The sequence below is a fragment of the Chryseobacterium culicis genome (genome assembly GCF_900108365.1).
GTDB classification, from domain to species: domain Bacteria; phylum Bacteroidota; class Bacteroidia; order Flavobacteriales; family Weeksellaceae; genus Chryseobacterium; species Chryseobacterium culicis.
Genome location: NZ_FNWQ01000004.1, coordinates 184,581 through 201,951 on the forward strand (window position 1 = coordinate 184,581; position 17,371 = coordinate 201,951).

At 38.5% G+C, this 17,371-nt stretch carries 17 protein-coding genes; 5 read left to right on the forward strand and 12 right to left on the reverse strand.

The genetic code is table 11. The features are described from left to right. The first annotated feature begins 68 nt into the window (after positions 1-68). The gene (locus BLW74_RS15890; RefSeq protein WP_089693883.1) at positions 69-1,073 is read left to right on the forward strand and encodes a LacI family DNA-binding transcriptional regulator; all 1,005 of its coding nucleotides are present in this window, start codon (positions 69-71) and stop codon (positions 1,071-1,073) included. Positions 1,074-1,086: 13 nt separating this feature from the next. On the opposite strand, the gene BLW74_RS15895 is transcribed toward BLW74_RS15890, so the two are convergent. Continuing rightward, positions 1,087-1,401: a low affinity iron permease family protein gene (locus tag BLW74_RS15895; protein WP_089693886.1), complete on the reverse strand. Its 315-nt coding sequence runs from the start codon at positions 1,399-1,401 to the stop codon at positions 1,087-1,089. 249 nt (positions 1,402-1,650) lie between these two features. Here BLW74_RS15895 and lgt point away from each other — a divergent pair, with 249 nt between their 5' ends. Then, a complete protein-coding gene (gene lgt, locus BLW74_RS15900; protein ID WP_089693888.1) occupies positions 1,651-2,487 on the forward strand; it encodes a prolipoprotein diacylglyceryl transferase in 837 nt (278 codons plus the stop codon). 71 nt (positions 2,488-2,558) lie between these two features. Here the strand turns inward: lgt and BLW74_RS15905 are convergent, their stop codons facing one another. Further along, positions 2,559-3,314, reverse strand: a complete 756-nt coding sequence (locus BLW74_RS15905) for an SDR family oxidoreductase (protein WP_089693890.1) — start codon at positions 3,312-3,314, stop codon at positions 2,559-2,561. A 694-nt stretch (positions 3,315-4,008) separates the two neighbouring features. Here BLW74_RS15905 and BLW74_RS15910 point away from each other — a divergent pair. Then, on the forward strand, positions 4,009-4,431 hold the full coding sequence (locus BLW74_RS15910; protein WP_047432903.1) for a cold shock domain-containing protein: 423 nt from the start codon (positions 4,009-4,011) through the stop codon (positions 4,429-4,431). A 361-nt stretch (positions 4,432-4,792) separates the two neighbouring features. On the opposite strand, the gene BLW74_RS15915 is transcribed toward BLW74_RS15910, so the two are convergent. The 8 genes from BLW74_RS15915 to queG all read right to left on the reverse strand — a co-directional run bounded on the left by BLW74_RS15915 (position 4,793) and on the right by queG (position 14,309). Then, the gene (locus tag BLW74_RS15915) at positions 4,793-6,244 is read right to left on the reverse strand and encodes a TolC family protein (RefSeq protein ID WP_089693892.1); all 1,452 of its coding nucleotides are present in this window, start codon (positions 6,242-6,244) and stop codon (positions 4,793-4,795) included. Then, on the reverse strand, positions 6,225-9,347 hold the full coding sequence (locus tag BLW74_RS15920; RefSeq protein ID WP_089693893.1) for an efflux RND transporter permease subunit: 3,123 nt from the start codon (positions 9,345-9,347) through the stop codon (positions 6,225-6,227). The genes BLW74_RS15915 and BLW74_RS15920 overlap by 20 nt, the downstream gene beginning before the upstream one ends. A gap of 28 nt (positions 9,348-9,375) precedes the next feature. After that, positions 9,376-10,464 carry an efflux RND transporter periplasmic adaptor subunit gene (locus BLW74_RS15925; protein WP_089693896.1) on the reverse strand — a complete coding sequence of 363 codons (1,089 nt, stop codon included), beginning with the start codon at positions 10,462-10,464 and terminating at the stop codon, positions 9,376-9,378. A gap of 60 nt (positions 10,465-10,524) precedes the next feature. Then, positions 10,525-10,857: a hypothetical protein gene (locus BLW74_RS15930; RefSeq protein ID WP_089693897.1), complete on the reverse strand. Its 333-nt coding sequence runs from the start codon at positions 10,855-10,857 to the stop codon at positions 10,525-10,527. Positions 10,858-11,182: 325 nt separating this feature from the next. Further along, positions 11,183-11,635 carry an SRPBCC family protein gene (locus BLW74_RS15935; RefSeq protein ID WP_089693899.1) on the reverse strand — a complete coding sequence of 151 codons (453 nt, stop codon included), beginning with the start codon at positions 11,633-11,635 and terminating at the stop codon, positions 11,183-11,185. A 40-nt stretch (positions 11,636-11,675) separates the two neighbouring features. Then, entirely contained in the window at positions 11,676-12,323 is a 648-nt protein-coding gene (locus tag BLW74_RS15940) for a murein L,D-transpeptidase catalytic domain-containing protein (protein WP_089693901.1), read from the reverse strand. 3 nt (positions 12,324-12,326) lie between these two features. Beyond that, positions 12,327-13,004 (reverse strand): TIGR02117 family protein, encoded by a 678-nt coding sequence (locus BLW74_RS15945; RefSeq protein WP_394331233.1) that lies wholly within the window; start codon positions 13,002-13,004, stop codon positions 12,327-12,329. 366 nt (positions 13,005-13,370) lie between these two features. After that, positions 13,371-14,309, reverse strand: a complete 939-nt coding sequence (queG, locus tag BLW74_RS15950) for a tRNA epoxyqueuosine(34) reductase QueG (RefSeq protein ID WP_089693905.1) — start codon at positions 14,307-14,309, stop codon at positions 13,371-13,373. Positions 14,310-14,474: 165 nt separating this feature from the next. On the opposite strand from queG, the gene BLW74_RS15955 reads away from it, so the two are divergent. Together BLW74_RS15955 and BLW74_RS15960 are read left to right on the forward strand one after the other, a co-directional pair. Further along, the gene (locus tag BLW74_RS15955; RefSeq protein WP_047377132.1) at positions 14,475-14,774 is read left to right on the forward strand and encodes a rhodanese-like domain-containing protein; all 300 of its coding nucleotides are present in this window, start codon (positions 14,475-14,477) and stop codon (positions 14,772-14,774) included. 28 nt (positions 14,775-14,802) lie between these two features. Continuing rightward, complete coding sequence (locus tag BLW74_RS15960) at positions 14,803-15,420, forward strand: HD domain-containing protein (protein ID WP_089693907.1); 618 nt, start codon at positions 14,803-14,805, stop codon at positions 15,418-15,420. A gap of 87 nt (positions 15,421-15,507) precedes the next feature. On the opposite strand, the gene BLW74_RS15965 is transcribed toward BLW74_RS15960, so the two are convergent. Both BLW74_RS15965 and BLW74_RS15970 read right to left on the reverse strand, forming a co-directional pair. Beyond that, positions 15,508-16,278, reverse strand: coding sequence for an alpha/beta fold hydrolase (locus BLW74_RS15965; RefSeq protein ID WP_089693908.1), 771 nt, complete (start codon positions 16,276-16,278; stop codon positions 15,508-15,510). A gap of 15 nt (positions 16,279-16,293) precedes the next feature. Further along, the gene (locus BLW74_RS15970) at positions 16,294-17,229 is read right to left on the reverse strand and encodes an NAD(P)H-dependent flavin oxidoreductase (RefSeq protein WP_089694172.1); all 936 of its coding nucleotides are present in this window, start codon (positions 17,227-17,229) and stop codon (positions 16,294-16,296) included. Between the last annotated feature and the right edge of the window lie 142 nt (positions 17,230-17,371).

Genomic DNA, 17,371 nt, shown 5'->3' on the forward strand with positions numbered 1-17,371 from the left:
TTCCCAAAAATCAGGGAACGTTCCCAATTGCCTATTTTTTTATTATTTTTAGCCTCAAAACAAGACTGATGAGGCGCATTACGATTAAAGATCTGTCCAAATTTTTGTCATTATCTACCTCTACCATCTCCAGAGCGCTGCTTCATGATAAAAATGTGAATGAAGAAACAAGAAAAAAAGTGCTGGATGCGGCAGAGAAATTGGGCTATAAACCGAACCTTACCGCTTTAAATTTGCAATCCGGGCAATCCAGGACCATCGGTTTTGTAGTACCGGAGATGATTACTCCTTTTTCTTCCACTATTTTGAAAGGAATTCAGAACGTCCTTTATCCTCTGGGTTACCGTATTATTATTACCCAGTCTGATGAAGATCCTCTTATTGAGAGAAAAAACCTGCAGCTTATGGAAGAGTTTAATGTGGATGCTGTTATTATTAACCTCTGCCATGAAACTTATAACAATGACATTTACCAAAGCATTATGGATAAAGGAATTCCTTTAGTATTCTTTGACAGAATTCCACACAAATCTCTGGATGTCTCAAAGGTGATTATTGATGATTCGATTAAAGCGGCCTTAATGGTGGAATACCTAATCAAGACCGGAAGAAAAAGGATTGTACATATTATGGGACCTTCTACGATCCGAAATGCGGTAGAAAGAGTGAATGGCTACAAACGCATTCTGATGAAATACAATATTTTTGATGAAAATCTGATCATTCAAACAGATGGAATGACTTTCGAGCATGGAAAAAAAGCAGTGAAGCAGCTATTAAGTAAGAAAATAGATTTTGACAGTATTTTTGCTTTCAGCGATACCTTAGCGATGGGAGCGATGAATTTTCTGCTTGAACAGAAAATGAGAATTCCTGACGAAGTGGCTATTGCAAGCTTTTCCGGAACGGAACTGTCATCTATGGTATTTCCCCAGCTGACCAGTGTACAGCAGCCTTTGGAAAAAATGGGCGAAGCGGCTGCAGAACTTGCATTGGAAAAAATCAAAAACAGCAACGCTCCAAGCCAGTCTGTTTTGATGGATGCTGAGCTGGTTTACAGAGCTTCTACCTGAATACTATAATTGTTTATTTATATCTGTAGTATGTAATGTCTTTTTCCGGGGTCTCAGGTTTTCTTATATTCTCTGTACGCTGAGCTTCGAGATTTTTATAAAAACGCTGCAGCTGATCCAGTTCATCTTCAGTTAAGTTCTGAAGCCGGGAATCGGTATTATTCTTATTTGATGCAATCAACTCGTCAAGCTTAATCTGAAGTGCTTTCAGATCTTTATTCTGCGTATTCTTTACGAATATGACGGCAAGCCCGGCAATCCCCAATAAAGTGCTGCCCATAAAATAACCGGGCCAAGCGGTCAGTCTGCCAAAAATATCTTTTATCATAATATTATCTTTTAAGTGATCTGATTGAAAAAGCCATGCAAATCTTTTGCTACGCTCAATTTTCTAAGCTTAACCTAAATAAGCGGAAAAAATTCAGATTTTTTAATGTTACAATGGCGTACTGTCAAATCTAAGCAATCATCTCCTAAAACTTTATGATTCAGGTCATAGAATGCGGAAAAAGGGCATTTCTGTTCGGGAATTTAGGTTTTCCTATCTTTGCAGTTCTGAAATTCGATAACAATATCAATGAGTTTATTATATATCAACTGGGATGTAAATCCCGAAATCGTCAATATTTTGGGGCTGCCCATAAAATACTACGGACTTTTATTTCTAGCAGGACTTGTTTTATCTTTAAATATTTTAAAGCGTATTTATAAAAAAGAAGGGCTCAGCGCACAGGCACATGAAGCGTTATTTTCCTATGCATTGATTGGGATTTTAGTGGGAGCCAGACTGGGGCACTGTCTTTTTTATGATTTTGATTATTATTCGCAACACCCGGTTGAGGTATTTTTACCTATCCAGAAAGGAGTGGACGGCTCCTACCATTTTACGGGATTTGCAGGTCTTGCCAGTCATGGTGGCGGTATAGGCCTGGTGATCATGCTTCTTATCTATGCAAGAAAGTATGCTATACCGTTTATGACCGTTTTGGATGCAATAGCGATTGTACTTCCTTTGGGCGGTACTTTCATAAGGCTTGCGAATCTTATGAATTCTGAGATTATAGGAACACCTACCACTGTTCCGTGGGCTTTTATTTTCCGTCAGGTGGATGATCTTCCGAGACATCCGGCCCAGCTTTATGAATCGGTCTCCTACTTTATAATTTTCCTTATTGTGTATGTGATGTACAGGAAAAATATTTGTAACATCGGAAAAGGCTTTTATTTTGGAATCAGTATACTGCTGATTTTCGTTATGAGAATCCTGATTGAGTTCATCAAGGTAGACCAGGTAGAATTTGAGCACGGAATGAGCCTTAATATGGGACAGCTTCTGAGTATTCCGTTTGTTCTTCTTGGCTTATTCTTTATCATTAAAAGTATAGTGGAAAAAGGAAAGGCAAAAACGGCTTAGTTCCTGATTCATTTTCATAAAAAACTCACTGAAAATTATTTCAGTGAGTTTTTTTATAGATGTGCCAAAGATTACCTTGTTGTGTATCCACCGTTGGCAAAAATAGTCTGCCCAGTAATCCACCAGCCTTCTGTTACCAGAAATTCTACCAGCGGAGCGATATCTTTAATATCTGTAAGCCCTCCCAGTGCTGATGCTGATTTATGGTAAGCGACAGCGTCATCGGTTTCCTGTCCGTAGAAGAAAGGAGTATCCATTGGGCCTGGAGCAACTGCCGTTACAGAAATTCCCCTTTCCCCGAATTCTTTAGATGCAGCTCTTGTAAAGTGCTCTACCGGTGCTTTGGCACCTGCATAGGTGGAATACAATCCGGTGTATGCCGCAAGCAGTGAAGTTACAATCGTACAGATTTTCCCGTGGTCATTTAGTTTTTTACCTGCTTCCTGAAGGAAGAAATAAGCAGATTTGGAATTGACATTAAACATGGTATCGTATTCTTGTTCAGTAGTCTCTGCAAATGGTTTTTTAAGCACCATTCCTACCGTATTAATTGCAATATCCACCCCTCCGAAGCGGGAAATGGTTTCATCAAAAAACTTTGTAATATGATCTACTTTGGTAAGATCTCCCTGAAATAAGAATGCTTCCGCTCCCAATGCCTGTACCTCAGCAAGTGTTTTTTCACTTTCTGCTTTTGAGCTTTCACTGTTATAATGTATCGCCAGCTTTGCACCTTTTGCAGCAAAATCTCTGCTTAATAATCCTCCCAGATTTTTACCCCCTCCGGCAATTAAAACAACTTTTCCTTTTACATTTTGTGTTGACATATTTTTTATATTTAAATGTTAATGAGGCAAAGATGGCCCATAAAAATCGTCTTAACATGGTGAAATTTTCGGGAATTTTGTAAAATTTCAATAATATTTTCAAGTTCATGTTGAAATAAAAAAATAAATTAGAAATTTTTTATGTAAACAATACATTTTAATAGACTGCTATTTACCAGTCAGATACGGTCCCAAAGCCCCTTCATTTATTAAACAAGCTCACATAATTCCCTAATACGCCTTTATTTTAGGCATAACATTTGATACTTTCCCACCCGTATTATACACCACTTCATTTTATAATATATTTTTTTATAATCCTCAGTTTTCTGAGGATTTTTTATTAACCTTTTAAGGCATTTATGTACATATTACGCTAAGACAGTAAAACCATTTCTGATAATCAATCATTTAAAACAGAATTATTCATTTTATTGTTGTATATTTGTACATTATTAACTAAGTCACCACTTTGTTTTCTGTAACGACCCGAATATTTTTATTCAGTCTTTGCTTTTTGAGCAGCCATCTTTTTAACTTTTATTCTTCTATTAAGAACAATACTTGTCGGAATTTTTAAGCTCTGTATGATTGGGATTATCCATGACAGAAAACACAGCCAGGCTTTATAGGGGTCTTATACGGACCAGATTGAACTAACTCATTTATAGAAACTAAATACTAAAAATAATTTATGGCAGATTCTTTTTCTAAAAAGGAAAATTTCAAGAAAAAAATTCAAAAGCAAAAAGAAAAGGCGCTAAGACGCGAAGAACGTAAAACGAACAACAACAAAGGAGCGGAGGATGTCTTCATGTATGTAGATGAATTCGGAAGATTAACTTCTACTCCCCCTGAGCAGAGACAGGAAGTAAACCTTGATGATATTCAGCTTGGTGCAGCTCCTATTATTGAAGAAGATCCAAGAAAAACAGGAATTGTTACTTTCCTGAGTGAGAAAGGATATGGTTTCATCACAGAAGATAACAGCAAAGAAAATATCTTCTTCCACAACAACAACTGTGCGGAACCTGTGAAAAAAGGAAACAAAGTATCTTTCGAAAAGGAAAAATCTCCAAAAGGATTTTCTGCTGTTGAGATTCAGCTTGTTAAATAATACGCATACCATCTGCTGCCATGGCGCAGATACATTGTAAACAATACAGAAAGAGACTGCCCGAACGGCAGTCTCTTTTTTGAATCATATAAAAAACTATCTCAACTTGTAATAAGTTAGATTTCGAAACAAACTCAGAAATACCTGTTCGTAAGCCTGGGATCGCAATATTCTATACTGCTTTTCCTTAAGAGCTCCCTGAACATGTTTTCAGAGTTTTCATGGTTACTTTTTTACTGGGGTAAAGATCCTGGAATTATTTCAATTATCATTACGGGAAACCGTAAAAACCATTAAAACTGATGATATAAAAGAAGCTGCCTTACAAAGACAGCCCCTTTCATCGTAAAAAAAGTAAAAATTAATCCAGCTTTCCGCCCAGTGCTTTAAACAGAAGGACGTTATTTCTGGTATTCTGATGCTGAAACTGTAATAAATCCAGCTCAGCGGTCAGTTTGCTTTTCTGAGAATTAATCAGTTCAAAATAATTAGCATATCCTGTAAGATACAGATCATTGGAAACCTCTACTCCACGGTCGAGAAAGCCAACCTCTTCCGATTTCAGCTTCAAAACGCGCTCGTAGATTTTGGTTTGTTTCAGAATAGACTGAAGTTCGTTAAAGGCAGTGGTAACACTTTTCTGATAATTTAAAAAAGCAATTTCCTGCTCTTTGTCCGCCACTTTAAATTCATATTTCAGCTGACCTTTATTAAAAACAGGAACCATCAGCCCTCCCAGCAATTGACCGGCTAATGAGCCTGGTTTGAAAAAAGTTTCTACGGAAAAAGAATTCAGTCCAAATCCGGCACCTAAATCAATCTTGGGATAAAAAGCAGCTCTTGCCGCCTTGGCATCGGCCTGAGACGCTTCCAAAACATAATAATTTGCGGCTACATCCGGCCTGGAATGAATTACATTTTCTACATTAATGGTTTTATTCAGGATTTCCATATTGGTAGGCATCAGTACTTTCCCGCGCTTTACATCTCCACCGTAACTTCCTGTTAAGGTAGTAATGGCCTGTTCTACGGTAACAATTTCCACTCTTATGTGTTCAATTTCTGCCAGCCAGTTGTTATTCTGAGCCTTAAACTGCTGAACTGCCAGTTCGGTAGCTTTACCTACTTCACGCTGTGCAAGAACAATTTCAAAAGCTCTCTGCTGAAGTTTATAGTTTTTCTGATAAATGGCAAGGCGGTTATCCAAAGCCACTAACTGATAATAGAGATTGGCAATATCTGTAAAAAGCTCTACCTGCAGCAATCTCAGACCTTCAGCAGATGCCAGGAATTTCTTCTGGGCAGCCATCTTTTTATTTTTAAGCTTTCCCCATGCATCAATTTCCCAGCTGCTTCTTGCTCCCAACCAGTAATTAGGCGTAAATTCTCTGTTGATTTTCTGATTTTCCGTTATATTGGGAGAAAGATTAGTATCATAGTTTCCCACTCCTTCCATGGTATATTTCCCGTAACGGTTACCGGAGGCTTCCACTCCTACTTCAAGGGAAGGCAGCAGATCCATTTTTGATCTTTGAAGGAAACTGTTGGCAATTTCCACTCTCTGCTGAGCAATCTGGAAATCCGGATTGGCCTGAACTACTTTATCAAAAAGCTCAAGCAGGTTAGGATCTGTAAAGTAAGCTTTCAGATTGATCTGCTGGAATTCATCCGGAGATCTGTTTTTATCAGCTTTGAGAAGTTCCTCCGGAAGTTCCTGAGCTTTTTTCAGCTCCATTACCTTGGGAACAGCACACGAGACGAGGCTCAAAGATGCTATTCCATACAATATATTTTTATGATTTAATCTTTTCATCTTTCTTCTTATTTTCAAGTTTTGCAAAGAATATGTACAGCCCAGGAATTACCACCAGTCCGAAAACGGTGCCTATCAGCATTCCTCCCGCTGCTGCTGTACCAATGGAACGGTTACCGACCGCTCCGGCTCCTGATGCAATACACAATGGGATAAGTCCCGCTACAAATGCAAAAGAGGTCATCAGAATAGGTCTCAGACGTTGTCTTGCTCCTTCAATAGCTGCCGGAATGATATCAAATCCCTGCTTATTCCTTGCTACGGCAAATTCTACAATCAGAATTGCATTTTTGGCCAAAAGCCCGATCAGCATAACGAGTGCTACCTGTGCGTAAATATTATTATCCAGCCCCATCATAACCAAAGCGATGTAGGAACCGAAAATTCCTGTCGGAAGACTCAATAATACAGGCATTGGAAGAAGGAAGCTTTCATATTGCGCTGCCAACAAAAGATACACGAATAAAAGACAGACCGCGAAGATATAAACAGTCTGGTTTCCTGATAAGATCTCTTCTCTTGTCATCCCTGACCATTCAATATCGAATCCTCTTGGCAGTGTTTCTTTGGCTACACGTTCTACCGCTTCTATGGCATCCCCTGAGCTGTAACCGTCTGCCGGCTCTCCATTAATCATGGCAGACATGTACATATTATATCTCGTTAAAACTTCGGGTCCGTACACCCTCTCAATAGTAATGAAGGTGGAAAACGGAACCATTTCGCCTTTGTCATTTTTTAAATATAAATTCAGGATACTTTCCGGTGTGTCTCTGTGCTCCGGACTTGCCTGGACCATTACTTTATACATCTGGCTGAAGCGGATAAAGTTCGTTGCGTAGTAAGATCCCAGCATGGTTTGCAGGGTCGACATCGCATTATCTACCGAAACACCTTTCTTCGCAGCCATATCATAATCCACATTGATCATGTATTGCGGGAATGTAGCATCAAAACTGGTAAAATTGTTCTGCAGTTCCGGAGCTTCGTTGAGTTTTTTAACAAAATCCTTAGTGACTTTATCTGTATTTTCGATAGTTCCTCCGGTTCTGTCCAGCAGACGCAATTCAAAACCACTGGTATTCCCGAAACCCGGAACTGTGGGTGGTGCAAAAATCTCAATCTGAGCATCTGCAATGCTTTTTGTTTGGTCTGAAAGTTCTGCAATAAGATCATTTACTGAAATGTTTCTTTCTTTCCAGTCTTTAAGGTTGATCATTGCCATTCCGTAAGATGAACCTGCAATTTCTGTTACGATACTGTATCCTGCCAGTGTGGTTACGTTTTCGACTCCTTTAATCTTCTTGGCAATAACCGTAACTTCATCCAGTACTTTTTCAGTTCTTTCTACCGTTGCTCCCTGTGGTGTGGTTACACTTACGTAAACCATTCCCTGATCTTCCATTGGGATAAATCCGGTTGGCAGGAATCTGCTGGTTACAAAGGTTAGTCCGACAAATAAAAACAGCAGTCCAAAAGTAACCGTGGTTCTTGTCGTAAATTTTGATAAAATGCTTACATAGCCATTGGTTAATCGCTCAAAGCCTGTATTAAAACTCTGAAAAGCCCTGTCGATAAAGGTTTTCTTCTTATGATGATCATGAGGTTTTAAAATAATGGCACAAAGCGCAGGGGTAAGCGTCAATGCATTCACTCCGGAAATCACAATACTGATGGCGAGCGTTAATGAAAACTGACGGTAGAATACGCCTACCGGACCATCCAGAAACGCTACCGGAATAAAAACAGCAGACATCACAATGGTAATTGCTACTACGGCGCCTGCAATTTCTTTGGCAGCACTGATGGTGGCATCCATGGCATTCATTCCTTCTTCCATTTTCACGTGAACGGCTTCGACGACGACAATGGCATTATCAACCACAATTCCGATAGCGAGAACCAACGCGAACAATGTTAAAAGATTCACAGAGAAGTCCAGCATATTCATGAAGGCAAAAGTTCCTACCAATGCTACCGGTACAGCGAGTACAGGAATCAATGTAGACCGCCAGTCCTGAAGGAAAATAAATACTACAATTCCTACGAGAATAAAGGCTTCAATAAGGGTTGTAAGTACTGCACTGATAGAAGCATCAAGGAAACGGGAAACGTCATACGCCATGTTATATTCCATTCCGGGTGGAAATGAAGTCCCTTTTAATTCTTCCATTTTTGCTTTAACACTTTCAATCACTTCAGAAGCATTGGAGCCCGGACGCTGCTTCATCATGATCGACGCTGATGGTCTTCCGTCTGTTTTGGAAACCATTCCGTAATTCATTGCTCCGAATTCTACCTTAGCAATATCTTTAAGCTTTAAAATAGTTCCGTCAACATCTGACCTGATGGGAACTTCTTCATACTGTTTAGGCTCGAAAAACTTTCCTTTATATTTAATGACATACTGAAGCTGGCTTGAGGTTTTACCAGAAGCTTCTCCCACTTTTCCGGGTGCTGCTGAAATATTCTGTTTTTGCAGGGAAGTAATGACTTCGTCTGCTGAAATACGGTAAGCGGCCATTTTCTGGGGATCCAGCCATACTCTCATGGAGTACTCTTTCTGACCCATGATTTCTGCACGCCCTACACCATCAATACGCTTCAGCTCCTGAAGGACGTTAATATCTGTAAAGTTATAGATGAACTGCTCATCCTGACTCGGATCTGTACTGGTGATATTGAGATACATCAGCATACTGTTCACCTCTTTTTCGGTAGTAACACCGGCTCTTATCACTTCTTCGGGAAGCTCATCCAGAATAGTGGTTACCCTGTTCTGAACATTTACCGCTGCTACATCGGGATCTGTCCCTACTTCAAAGAACACCTGAATAAGCGTAAGACCGTCATTGGAGGTTACCGTGGACATATACGTCATCCCCGGCACTCCATTGATGGCACGTTCCAGAGGCAGCGCTACCGCATTGGCAGACACTTCGGCATTCGCTCCTGTATATTTTGCCGTTACCGTTACTGAGGGGGGTACAATATCCGGAAACTGGGTAATGGGCATCTTAAGCAAAGCCATAATCCCCAGCAATACAAATAATATGGAAATAACCAACGAAAGAACCTTTCGTCTAATAAACATTTCTACCATAGTCGATTGATTTAAAGATTATGAAAGCTTAATACTTCTTTTTGATTTTGATAACATCACCATCTTTCAAAGACTGAGTCCCTTCATAAATGATTAAATCTCCTTTTTTAAGACCGCTTTCTACCATATAAGAATCTCTTAAGGTATTTCCGATCTTAATGTTGGTCATTTTCACTTTATGCTGTTTGTCCACCACGAAAACATAGGTTTTATCCTGAATGGAAAAGGTAGATTTCTGTGGAATAAGAATTGCGTTATTCTGCTGCTCGGAAATAATAAGCTTCCCTGAAGTACCGTGTTTGATGAGACGGTCCGGATTTGGGAAAAGCACTTTATATTGGATAGAACCTGTAGTTCTGTCGATTTCTCCGTCTGCTGTTTTCAAGGCTCCGTTGAACTGATAATTGACCCCATTGGGAAGGGTCAGCTCAATTTTTTGGTGATTTCCGATCTTGTCATGGGCTAAAAGTTCAAAATATAAGTTTTCAGGAATGGAAAAATAGGCATAGACTTCGTTCAGCTGCGAAAGTGTGGTTAAAAGAGTTCCGTTTTCCACCAGACTTCCGTCTTTATGCGGAATCACGTCAATCACCCCATCAAAAGGCGCTGTAATTCTTGTAAAGCTTATTTTCTGAAGAACGGTTCTCTTTTCTGCATCAGCAAATGCATGTTTTGCTTTGGCGGAAGACAATTTTGCCTTTACCATTTCCAGCTCGTTATTGGCCACAAATTTCTTAGCATGCAGACTTTCAATCTGCTTCAGCTCCACTTCTGCAATACGGACATCTGCCTCAGTCTGTTTTAAAGCAGCATTGGCTTTCAGCAGTTCCATCTGCAATTCAGCATCATTGATTTTGAATAAAGCCTGTCCCTGATGTACAAACTGTCCCTCATTGACATAAATATGCTGTATAATGCCTCCGATTCTGGACCGCATTTCAACATTTTTTTTAGCCTGAATATCTGTGACAAACTGGTTGCTCACCAAGGTATCTTTTTCTTTGATTTCCAGTACGGGAACTTCTTTATCTTTTTTATTGTTTTTCTCCTTGTCTTTACTGCATGACACAGCGAATAATGTTGCAAGAATGCAAATTATTACAGTTTTATAATACATTTTTAAATGTTTAAGTTATAAGATTTTCGTTAAAGTAAATTGATTATCAAAAACGTAAACTTAGTACAGCTGGAGGAGATGGAGGAATGACTTCACTCCACAAATAGTAGAGACTGCAATCTCCGGAAGAGTAATTTTCGGAATACCTTTTAATATTCCTGAAAAATCTGCAATGGCAGCATCATTTTTTCTGACAGAATGTTTTACAATTTTTGAAGCAGCAGGCAATGCATGCGTATTCATATCTGCTTCTTCGTAAACATCCAGAACATGAATATTGGTTACCGGAGGAACATGAGGAATATTCCGCAATGATTTTTCCGCCCAATTCGAATTGAAAAGGGTAAAAACCAGCAGGATATAAAATAAGAAAAACGACCTCAGACCTGTCATGTCAATCAGAACATATTAGTTTTTCAGTAAAAAACGATAGTGCTGCAAAAATAGGGATTTATCCTGTAAAATCCGGCCATTGAATTGTTAAAAAAACTTAAACAATGGGGAAATAATGCTATTTATTTGGAATTTGGATTCCTGCGGAATGACAAACAGGCTGCTAGGTTTATTCATACACTCATTCATTCCGAAGGAGTCCAAATTCTAAAAATCTGATTGAAAAATGGCATTAGGTTTTGGCTGAAGCCAATTGAAATTTGATTTATTAATAATGGGCTCCCTTCGACTACGCTCAGGATAATGGTCCGTTCCTATTGAATATCTAGAACAGTTTACTGAGAACTCTGAAACGGTAATCAAAAATGTGTTCCAGTTTCTTTCTGACGAAGAGACGATGGGCGATTTCACCTAAAAATCCCATGGGAAGCTCATAACTTATGGTATCTCTCATTAGAACGCCCTCTTTATTGGGAATAAATTCATGGTGATGATTCCATAGTCTGTAGGGACCTTTTTTCTGAAAATCAGTGAAACTTTTCCGGAAATCAACCTGGGTGATCTCCGTCTGCCATTTCATTTTAATTCCGAATAATGGGGAAACATAATAATCAATGATCATTCCTTCATAGATTTCGTCATCTTCCATTTCCGTTAATACAACGAAACCCATATCCTTCGGGGTAATTTCTGAAAGATTATTGGCTGAGGAAAAGAATTTCCACGCAGTTTCTATATCGCAATTGAGCTGTTGTTCACGGAAAAGAGTATGTTTCATAGGGCAGAAGATGCTTACAAAACAAAGGTATAACAAAGATTTAATTAAAAATCCACATCAGTACAGGTTTTCCAGATTTCTGAATCATCGGATCTATTTCCTTCATTGCATTGTTGGAAACGGTGGGGCAGCCCCATCCTTCGGGAGATCCGTTCGGGAAAACTTCGGAATCACTCATCATGTTCCAGGAATGAAAGACAATAAATCTTTTCAACGCATTGCTGTTGGTGTCTTCAAGGCCGTGCATCAGGTATTTTATATTAATTCCCCAATCACTGTACCCTCTTCCTTCCAATTTATATTTTCCTAATGAAGAGAGATGACTTCCGTCTTCATTACTGAATCCCGGGTTTGCTTTAGAATCATCTTTACTCCAGGCATTGGAACCGCAGCCGTGCCCTACAAGGTATTTCTTTGAAATTTTATTGTTTTTAAAATCCCAGACAAAAAAACGTTTAACGCCAGAATGAAGACTCATATCAATCAGGATACAAAAATCTTTGTTTAGGTTCTTTGAAGCACAGAATTTCAACGCTTCTTCTGCTTTTGCTTCAAGTTTAGAAAGATCGGCTTCCGGTCGCTTTTCTACAACAACTGGTGTTTCTGCTGCATTTATTGTATTGTTTTTTCTTTCCTGAGAACATGAACATATCCAAAAAACAATGAAAAAAAGATAAATCCTCTTCATATATTATTTATAGTGTTGAAAAATTCCGAAATCTGAAGGTGTCCAAAGTGCGGCTTTCTGTCCCGCAGCTTTTAAAGCATTATTGGACCATGTGTTGCAGGTATAAAGAAAGCTGTACGTGCCCTTTGCATCATAAAAAGCATCATTATCGCCGTACACCGCATTGGTAGGAATCAATATAAAGTTACCATTCTGATCTCTGTCAAATTTATCTTCTACATACTTTACCAGGTTCTGATATTGATTTCTGCTGATCATGATCATTTTACAGTCATCGCCTTCTTTCATCGTATTATAATAAGTACAGTGCATCGCAGAGTCGCTTAACCAGAATGCAGCCTTCACAGCTGTTGAAAACTTCAGGTCTGCCCAGGTAGGCGTATCCAGGTAGAATCCTTTATCGCCCCATCCTATTCCGATGTACCGGTAATCTGTATTTTTTGATTTTGTATTGGTGAAAGGAATTTTCTGACTCCAGTCCTGAAGGTCATTTTTTACCGGCATTACGATATCGGTATGTACTCCATTGGTATAAATATAGATAGGAATTTCTTTTTTCTGACCATCATCTTTAGCCGAAACAGGAATATAAGGAATCAGCAGTCCGAGGATGACGTAAATAATTACAATTCCTACAATAATTCCTGTCACTTTAAGGAGATACATTAATACAGTTTTCACAGTCATGTTTTTTTAATACAATTTAATCTTTAATTTTTAGTAAAAGTATTTGTTTTAATCGAAAAATTGGCTATATTTAGTTACGAAATATTCACAAATATGCGTAAAAATACTAAATCCCAAAAAAGATTTAAAATAAGAGTAAAAACTGCTCCTAAAAGAATACAAAAAAAACGTTGATTTTCTGTGAGATTTAATCTCCTGAAAATCTTTTTTTCTTTATAGGAAAGGCTTTTCAAGAAACTTATTGATACAAATCTTCACCTCCTTAAAGCTAAAAATTTAAGGAATGGCCGACTATCCGCTATGGTTTGGAACTATAAAAATTCCAAAAGAGGAATCGTCACCAAAAGTTCAGCGAAAAAATCAGTCAGAAGACTGCTGCAGAAACTCAATATTTCTTTTGAGCCCTGCAAATTTGGTTCTTTTCACGGGTGATTTTCTGAAGATTTCCGAAAAAATTTCCTGGGTAAGTTCTTTCCATTCTCCTTTTTTGAAGTTTTTCAAAGCTTCATTAGGCTGAAAACGGCTCTGTTTGTTGGGAGCTGAAAAACGGTTCCAAGGGCATACATCCTGGCAGATATCACAACCAAACATCCAATCCTCCATTTTATTTTTAAAATAGGCCGGAATTTCGTCTTTCAATTCTATGGTGGCATAGGAAATGCAGCGGCTTCCGTCTATAATTTTTTCTGAAACAATGGCATCTGTAGGGCATGCATCAATACATTTGCGGCAGCTTCCGCAATGATCCGTTGTGGCATGATCCGGAATAAGCTCCAGATCGCAGATAATTTCGGCCAGAAAATAAAATGAACCGCTTTGTTTGGTTATAAGATTGGCATTTTTCCCCACCCAGCCTATTCCTGATTTTTTAGCCCAGGCTCTTTCCAAAACCGGTGCAGAATCTACAAAAACACGAAATCCGAACTCTCCTATCTCTTCCTGCAGCTCAGCAACCATTTCACGGAGTATTTCTTTAATGACTTCATGATAATCTTCCGCATAGGCATATTTTGAGATCTTATAATTCTCTAATATTGAGATTTTTTCTTCAGGAAAATAGTTGTAGGAAAGTGAAATAACAGATTTGGAACCTTCTACCAAAAGCCGCGGATCAAGTCTTTTGTCGAAATGATTTTCCATGTATTTCATTTCGCCGTTATAATTATTCTTCAACCATTTTTCAAGGCGGGGCGCTTCTTCTTCCAGAAAGTCAGCTTTGGAAATACCGCAGTTTTGAAACCCAAAACTTTTTGCTTTGGATTTTATCAATTGGGAATATTTTTCAGCGTCTGACCTCATAATTTCACACTGCAAAATTAAGATTATTTTATCAATCTTCTGATTTCTCCCAAAGTTCGTGCTACAACAGATTTCTTTTCTGAAAAAATTATGTTTTAATTGGGAATTTTTTCAAAAAAAAATTACGTAATTTCGTTTCTAATTTAATGTTTAAACCTAACAACTATGTCTTTAATAGAAGTAATACAATCCGGAAACTATGAATTAATAGACGTTCGCGAGCCTATGGAGCTTGAAATGGACGGTAATATAGATGGAGCCAAGAATATTCCTCTAGGTGAAGTAGAAGATAGACAGGATGAGATTCTATCTATTGAAAAGCCGGTGATCTTATTCTGCAGAAGTGGAAACAGAAGCGGAAAAGCATTGGATTATCTTAATGCTCAAGGATTAAAGGACGGCTATAACGGCGGAGGCTGGGCTGAGCTAAAAGCTGTTCTGGAAGCAAATCAGGGAACTTTTTAAAAGTTCCTTTTTTTATCCCCCTATTTCTATGAATCTTAAAAATCAATTTGAAAACCTTTGTTTTTCTTTTACAGAGGATGCACAGCTGATCAGCAGACTGTGGAAAGAAATTGAAACCCAGTATTCCGAGAGAGGAAGACATTATCACAATCTTCTTCATCTGGACAATATGTTTATGGAACTTGAAGCAGTGAAAATGAATATTTCAGATTTCATGGCTGTTTCTTTCTCTGTATTCTATCACGATGTGATTTATGATGCAACGTCCAAGTCCAATGAGGAAAAGAGTGCTGCAAAGGCAGAAAAAAGGCTTGCTGAGCTTCATATTAATCAGGATATAATTTCAATAATTTCTGAACAGATTCTTGCGACAAAGTCTCATCAGCGTTCTGATCAGGAAGATACCAATTATCTTTTGGATGCTGATCTTTCTGTATTGGGGAAAGATTTTGAAACTTATCTGAAATACACTCAAAATATCAGAAAAGAATATTCTATTTATCCGGACTTTCTTTATAAACCGGGAAGAAAAAAAGTGCTTAAACATTTTCTGGAACTTGAAAGTATTTTTAAAACAGAATATTTTAAGGAAAAGTATGAAGCTCGGGCAAAGGAAAATATTGCTAAGGAACTTCAGTTACTTTAATTCAACAGTATATCTTTAAGTTTTCCCATTGAAAAAGACATCCTGATTACAAGATGTCTTATCAATATTGTTACCGCTCGTTATGTATTAAAAAAATTTACCGATAAATTCTGCGGCTTTCTTCAATATAAGCTCTGGAGCTTCTTTATGAGGAGTATGTCCTATTCCGGGAATAATGTATTTTTCAGCATAACCACTTACCTGAGATACCGTTTTTTCTACCTGGTCTAATGTTCCATATTCATCAGCTTCTCCCTGGATGAACAACAATGGAACTGTGATATGTTTCAAAAGGTGTTCAATATTCCAGCTTCTGTAGTCGTCTCGCGTCCAGGTTTCTGTCCAGGCTTTGAATAACGTATCTACTTTATCTCCGTGGTACTTTTGTAAACGCTCCGCGAGATTAGTCGTCTTGTAGGCTTCCCATGCCTCACAGACTCCTTTTAACGTTACCTCTTCCACAAAAATATGTCCTGCTTCACAGATAACTGCTTTTACTCTTTCAGGATACTTTGCGGCGGTAATCAAAGCTATTGTACCTCCATCACTGTGCCCGAAAAGAATTACTTTATCCAGATCCATTTCGGTCAAGAGATCATTCAGCAGATCTGCTTCCAACTCCATATAATGTACCGGCCTCTCATGAGTAAGCATGGGAAATGATTTTCCATATCCTAAACGATCATAGGCCAGGATATTGCACTGTGCGGTTTCGGATAATCTGGCCGGAAAGTCTCTATAAAGCTGTACCGAACCTAATGAATCATGAAGAAATACAATGGTGGGTCTGTCTTCAAACAGATTATCGTGTTCTGTATATAAATTTTTACCTTTTACCTCAATTATTCTTCCCTTCATTTAAAAAAATTATATTTAAAAAGCGGGCATTTTCGTTTCCTCAAATTCTTTGAGCAGATGACTGAAAACAGTTTCTACCGGAAGGACTTCATCTATAAGCGCAGAAACCTGGCCTATTTCCAGTTCTCCGTCTTCCATATCCCCTTCAAACATTCCGCGTTTTGCTCTGGCCCTGCCTAATGAAGCAATCAAAGCTTCTTTATTTCTTCCGTTCATATAAATATCTTCAAGCTCATTGAAGAATTTATTTTTAACCATTCTTACCGGAGCGAGCTCTTTTAATGTAAGGTGGGTGTCTCCTTCCTGTAATTCCGTAATTTTCTTTTTCCAGTTTTCGTGGGCACTTGCTTCCGTAGTGGCCGCAAAACGGGAACCTATCTGTACTCCGTCCGCTCCAAGTATCATTGCTGCTTTAATCTGCGAGCCCAAAGCAATTCCTCCAGCGGCAATTAGTGGTTTGGAAATATGTTTCTTTACATTCGGGATAAGGCAGAATGTTGTAGTTTCGTCTCTTCCGTTATGCCCTCCTGCTTCAAAACCTTCTGCAACAATGGCGTCTACTCCTGCATCTTCACATTTTACAGCAAATTTGGTAGAGGAAACAACGTGAGCTACTTTTATTCCTTCTTTCTGAAGAGTTTCCGTATAGGTTTTCGGGTTTCCTGCGGATGTAAATACTATTTTCACTCCTTCTTCAAGGATAATCTGAATAATTTCATCAATATTTGGATACAGCATCGGTACATTGACTCCGAATGGTTTATCCGTTGCCAGTTTACATTTCTGAATATTTTCTCTTAAGATATCAGGATACATGCTTCCTGCTCCTATGATGCCCAGCCCGCCGCAGTTAGAAACAGCAGAAGCCAGCCTCCATCCCGAGTGCCAGATCATGCCGGCCTGGATAATGGGATATTTAATATTAAAAAGGTGTGAAATTCTATTTTGGATAGCCTCCATATCATGAAGTTTTTTTGCAGCGTTAAAATCTATAAAATTGCTCATGCGTAAAAATACTAAAAACAACGGTTTTACGTGAAATATACTGCGATATTTTCAATAATAATTGGAGAGGCTGAAAGGGCTGCACTAG

Coding starts and splice junctions, on each gene's coding strand:
- BLW74_RS15935 (WP_089693899.1), bottom strand. CDS start 11,635: ATGAAACATACTCTTTTCCGTGAACAACAGCTCAATTGCGATATAGAA.
- BLW74_RS15920 (WP_089693893.1), bottom strand. CDS start 9,347: ATGGTAGAAATGTTTATTAGACGAAAGGTTCTTTCGTTGGTTATTTCC.
- queG (WP_089693905.1), bottom strand. CDS start 14,309: ATGAGGTCAGACGCTGAAAAATATTCCCAATTGATAAAATCCAAAGCA.
- BLW74_RS15930 (WP_089693897.1), bottom strand. CDS start 10,857: ATGACAGGTCTGAGGTCGTTTTTCTTATTTTATATCCTGCTGGTTTTT.
- BLW74_RS15915 (WP_089693892.1), bottom strand. CDS start 6,244: ATGAAAAGATTAAATCATAAAAATATATTGTATGGAATAGCATCTTTG.
- BLW74_RS15940 (WP_089693901.1), bottom strand. CDS start 12,323: ATGAAGAGGATTTATCTTTTTTTCATTGTTTTTTGGATATGTTCATGT.
- BLW74_RS15890 (WP_089693883.1), top strand. CDS start 69: ATGAGGCGCATTACGATTAAAGATCTGTCCAAATTTTTGTCATTATCT.
- BLW74_RS15925 (WP_089693896.1), bottom strand. CDS start 10,464: ATGTATTATAAAACTGTAATAATTTGCATTCTTGCAACATTATTCGCT.
- BLW74_RS15905 (WP_089693890.1), bottom strand. CDS start 3,314: ATGTCAACACAAAATGTAAAAGGAAAAGTTGTTTTAATTGCCGGAGGG.
- BLW74_RS15910 (WP_047432903.1), top strand. CDS start 4,009: ATGGCAGATTCTTTTTCTAAAAAGGAAAATTTCAAGAAAAAAATTCAA.
- lgt (WP_089693888.1), top strand. CDS start 1,651: ATGAGTTTATTATATATCAACTGGGATGTAAATCCCGAAATCGTCAAT.
- BLW74_RS15965 (WP_089693908.1), bottom strand. CDS start 16,278: ATGAAGGGAAGAATAATTGAGGTAAAAGGTAAAAATTTATATACAGAA.
- BLW74_RS15955 (WP_047377132.1), top strand. CDS start 14,475: ATGTCTTTAATAGAAGTAATACAATCCGGAAACTATGAATTAATAGAC.
- BLW74_RS15895 (WP_089693886.1), bottom strand. CDS start 1,401: ATGATAAAAGATATTTTTGGCAGACTGACCGCTTGGCCCGGTTATTTT.
- BLW74_RS15960 (WP_089693907.1), top strand. CDS start 14,803: ATGAATCTTAAAAATCAATTTGAAAACCTTTGTTTTTCTTTTACAGAG.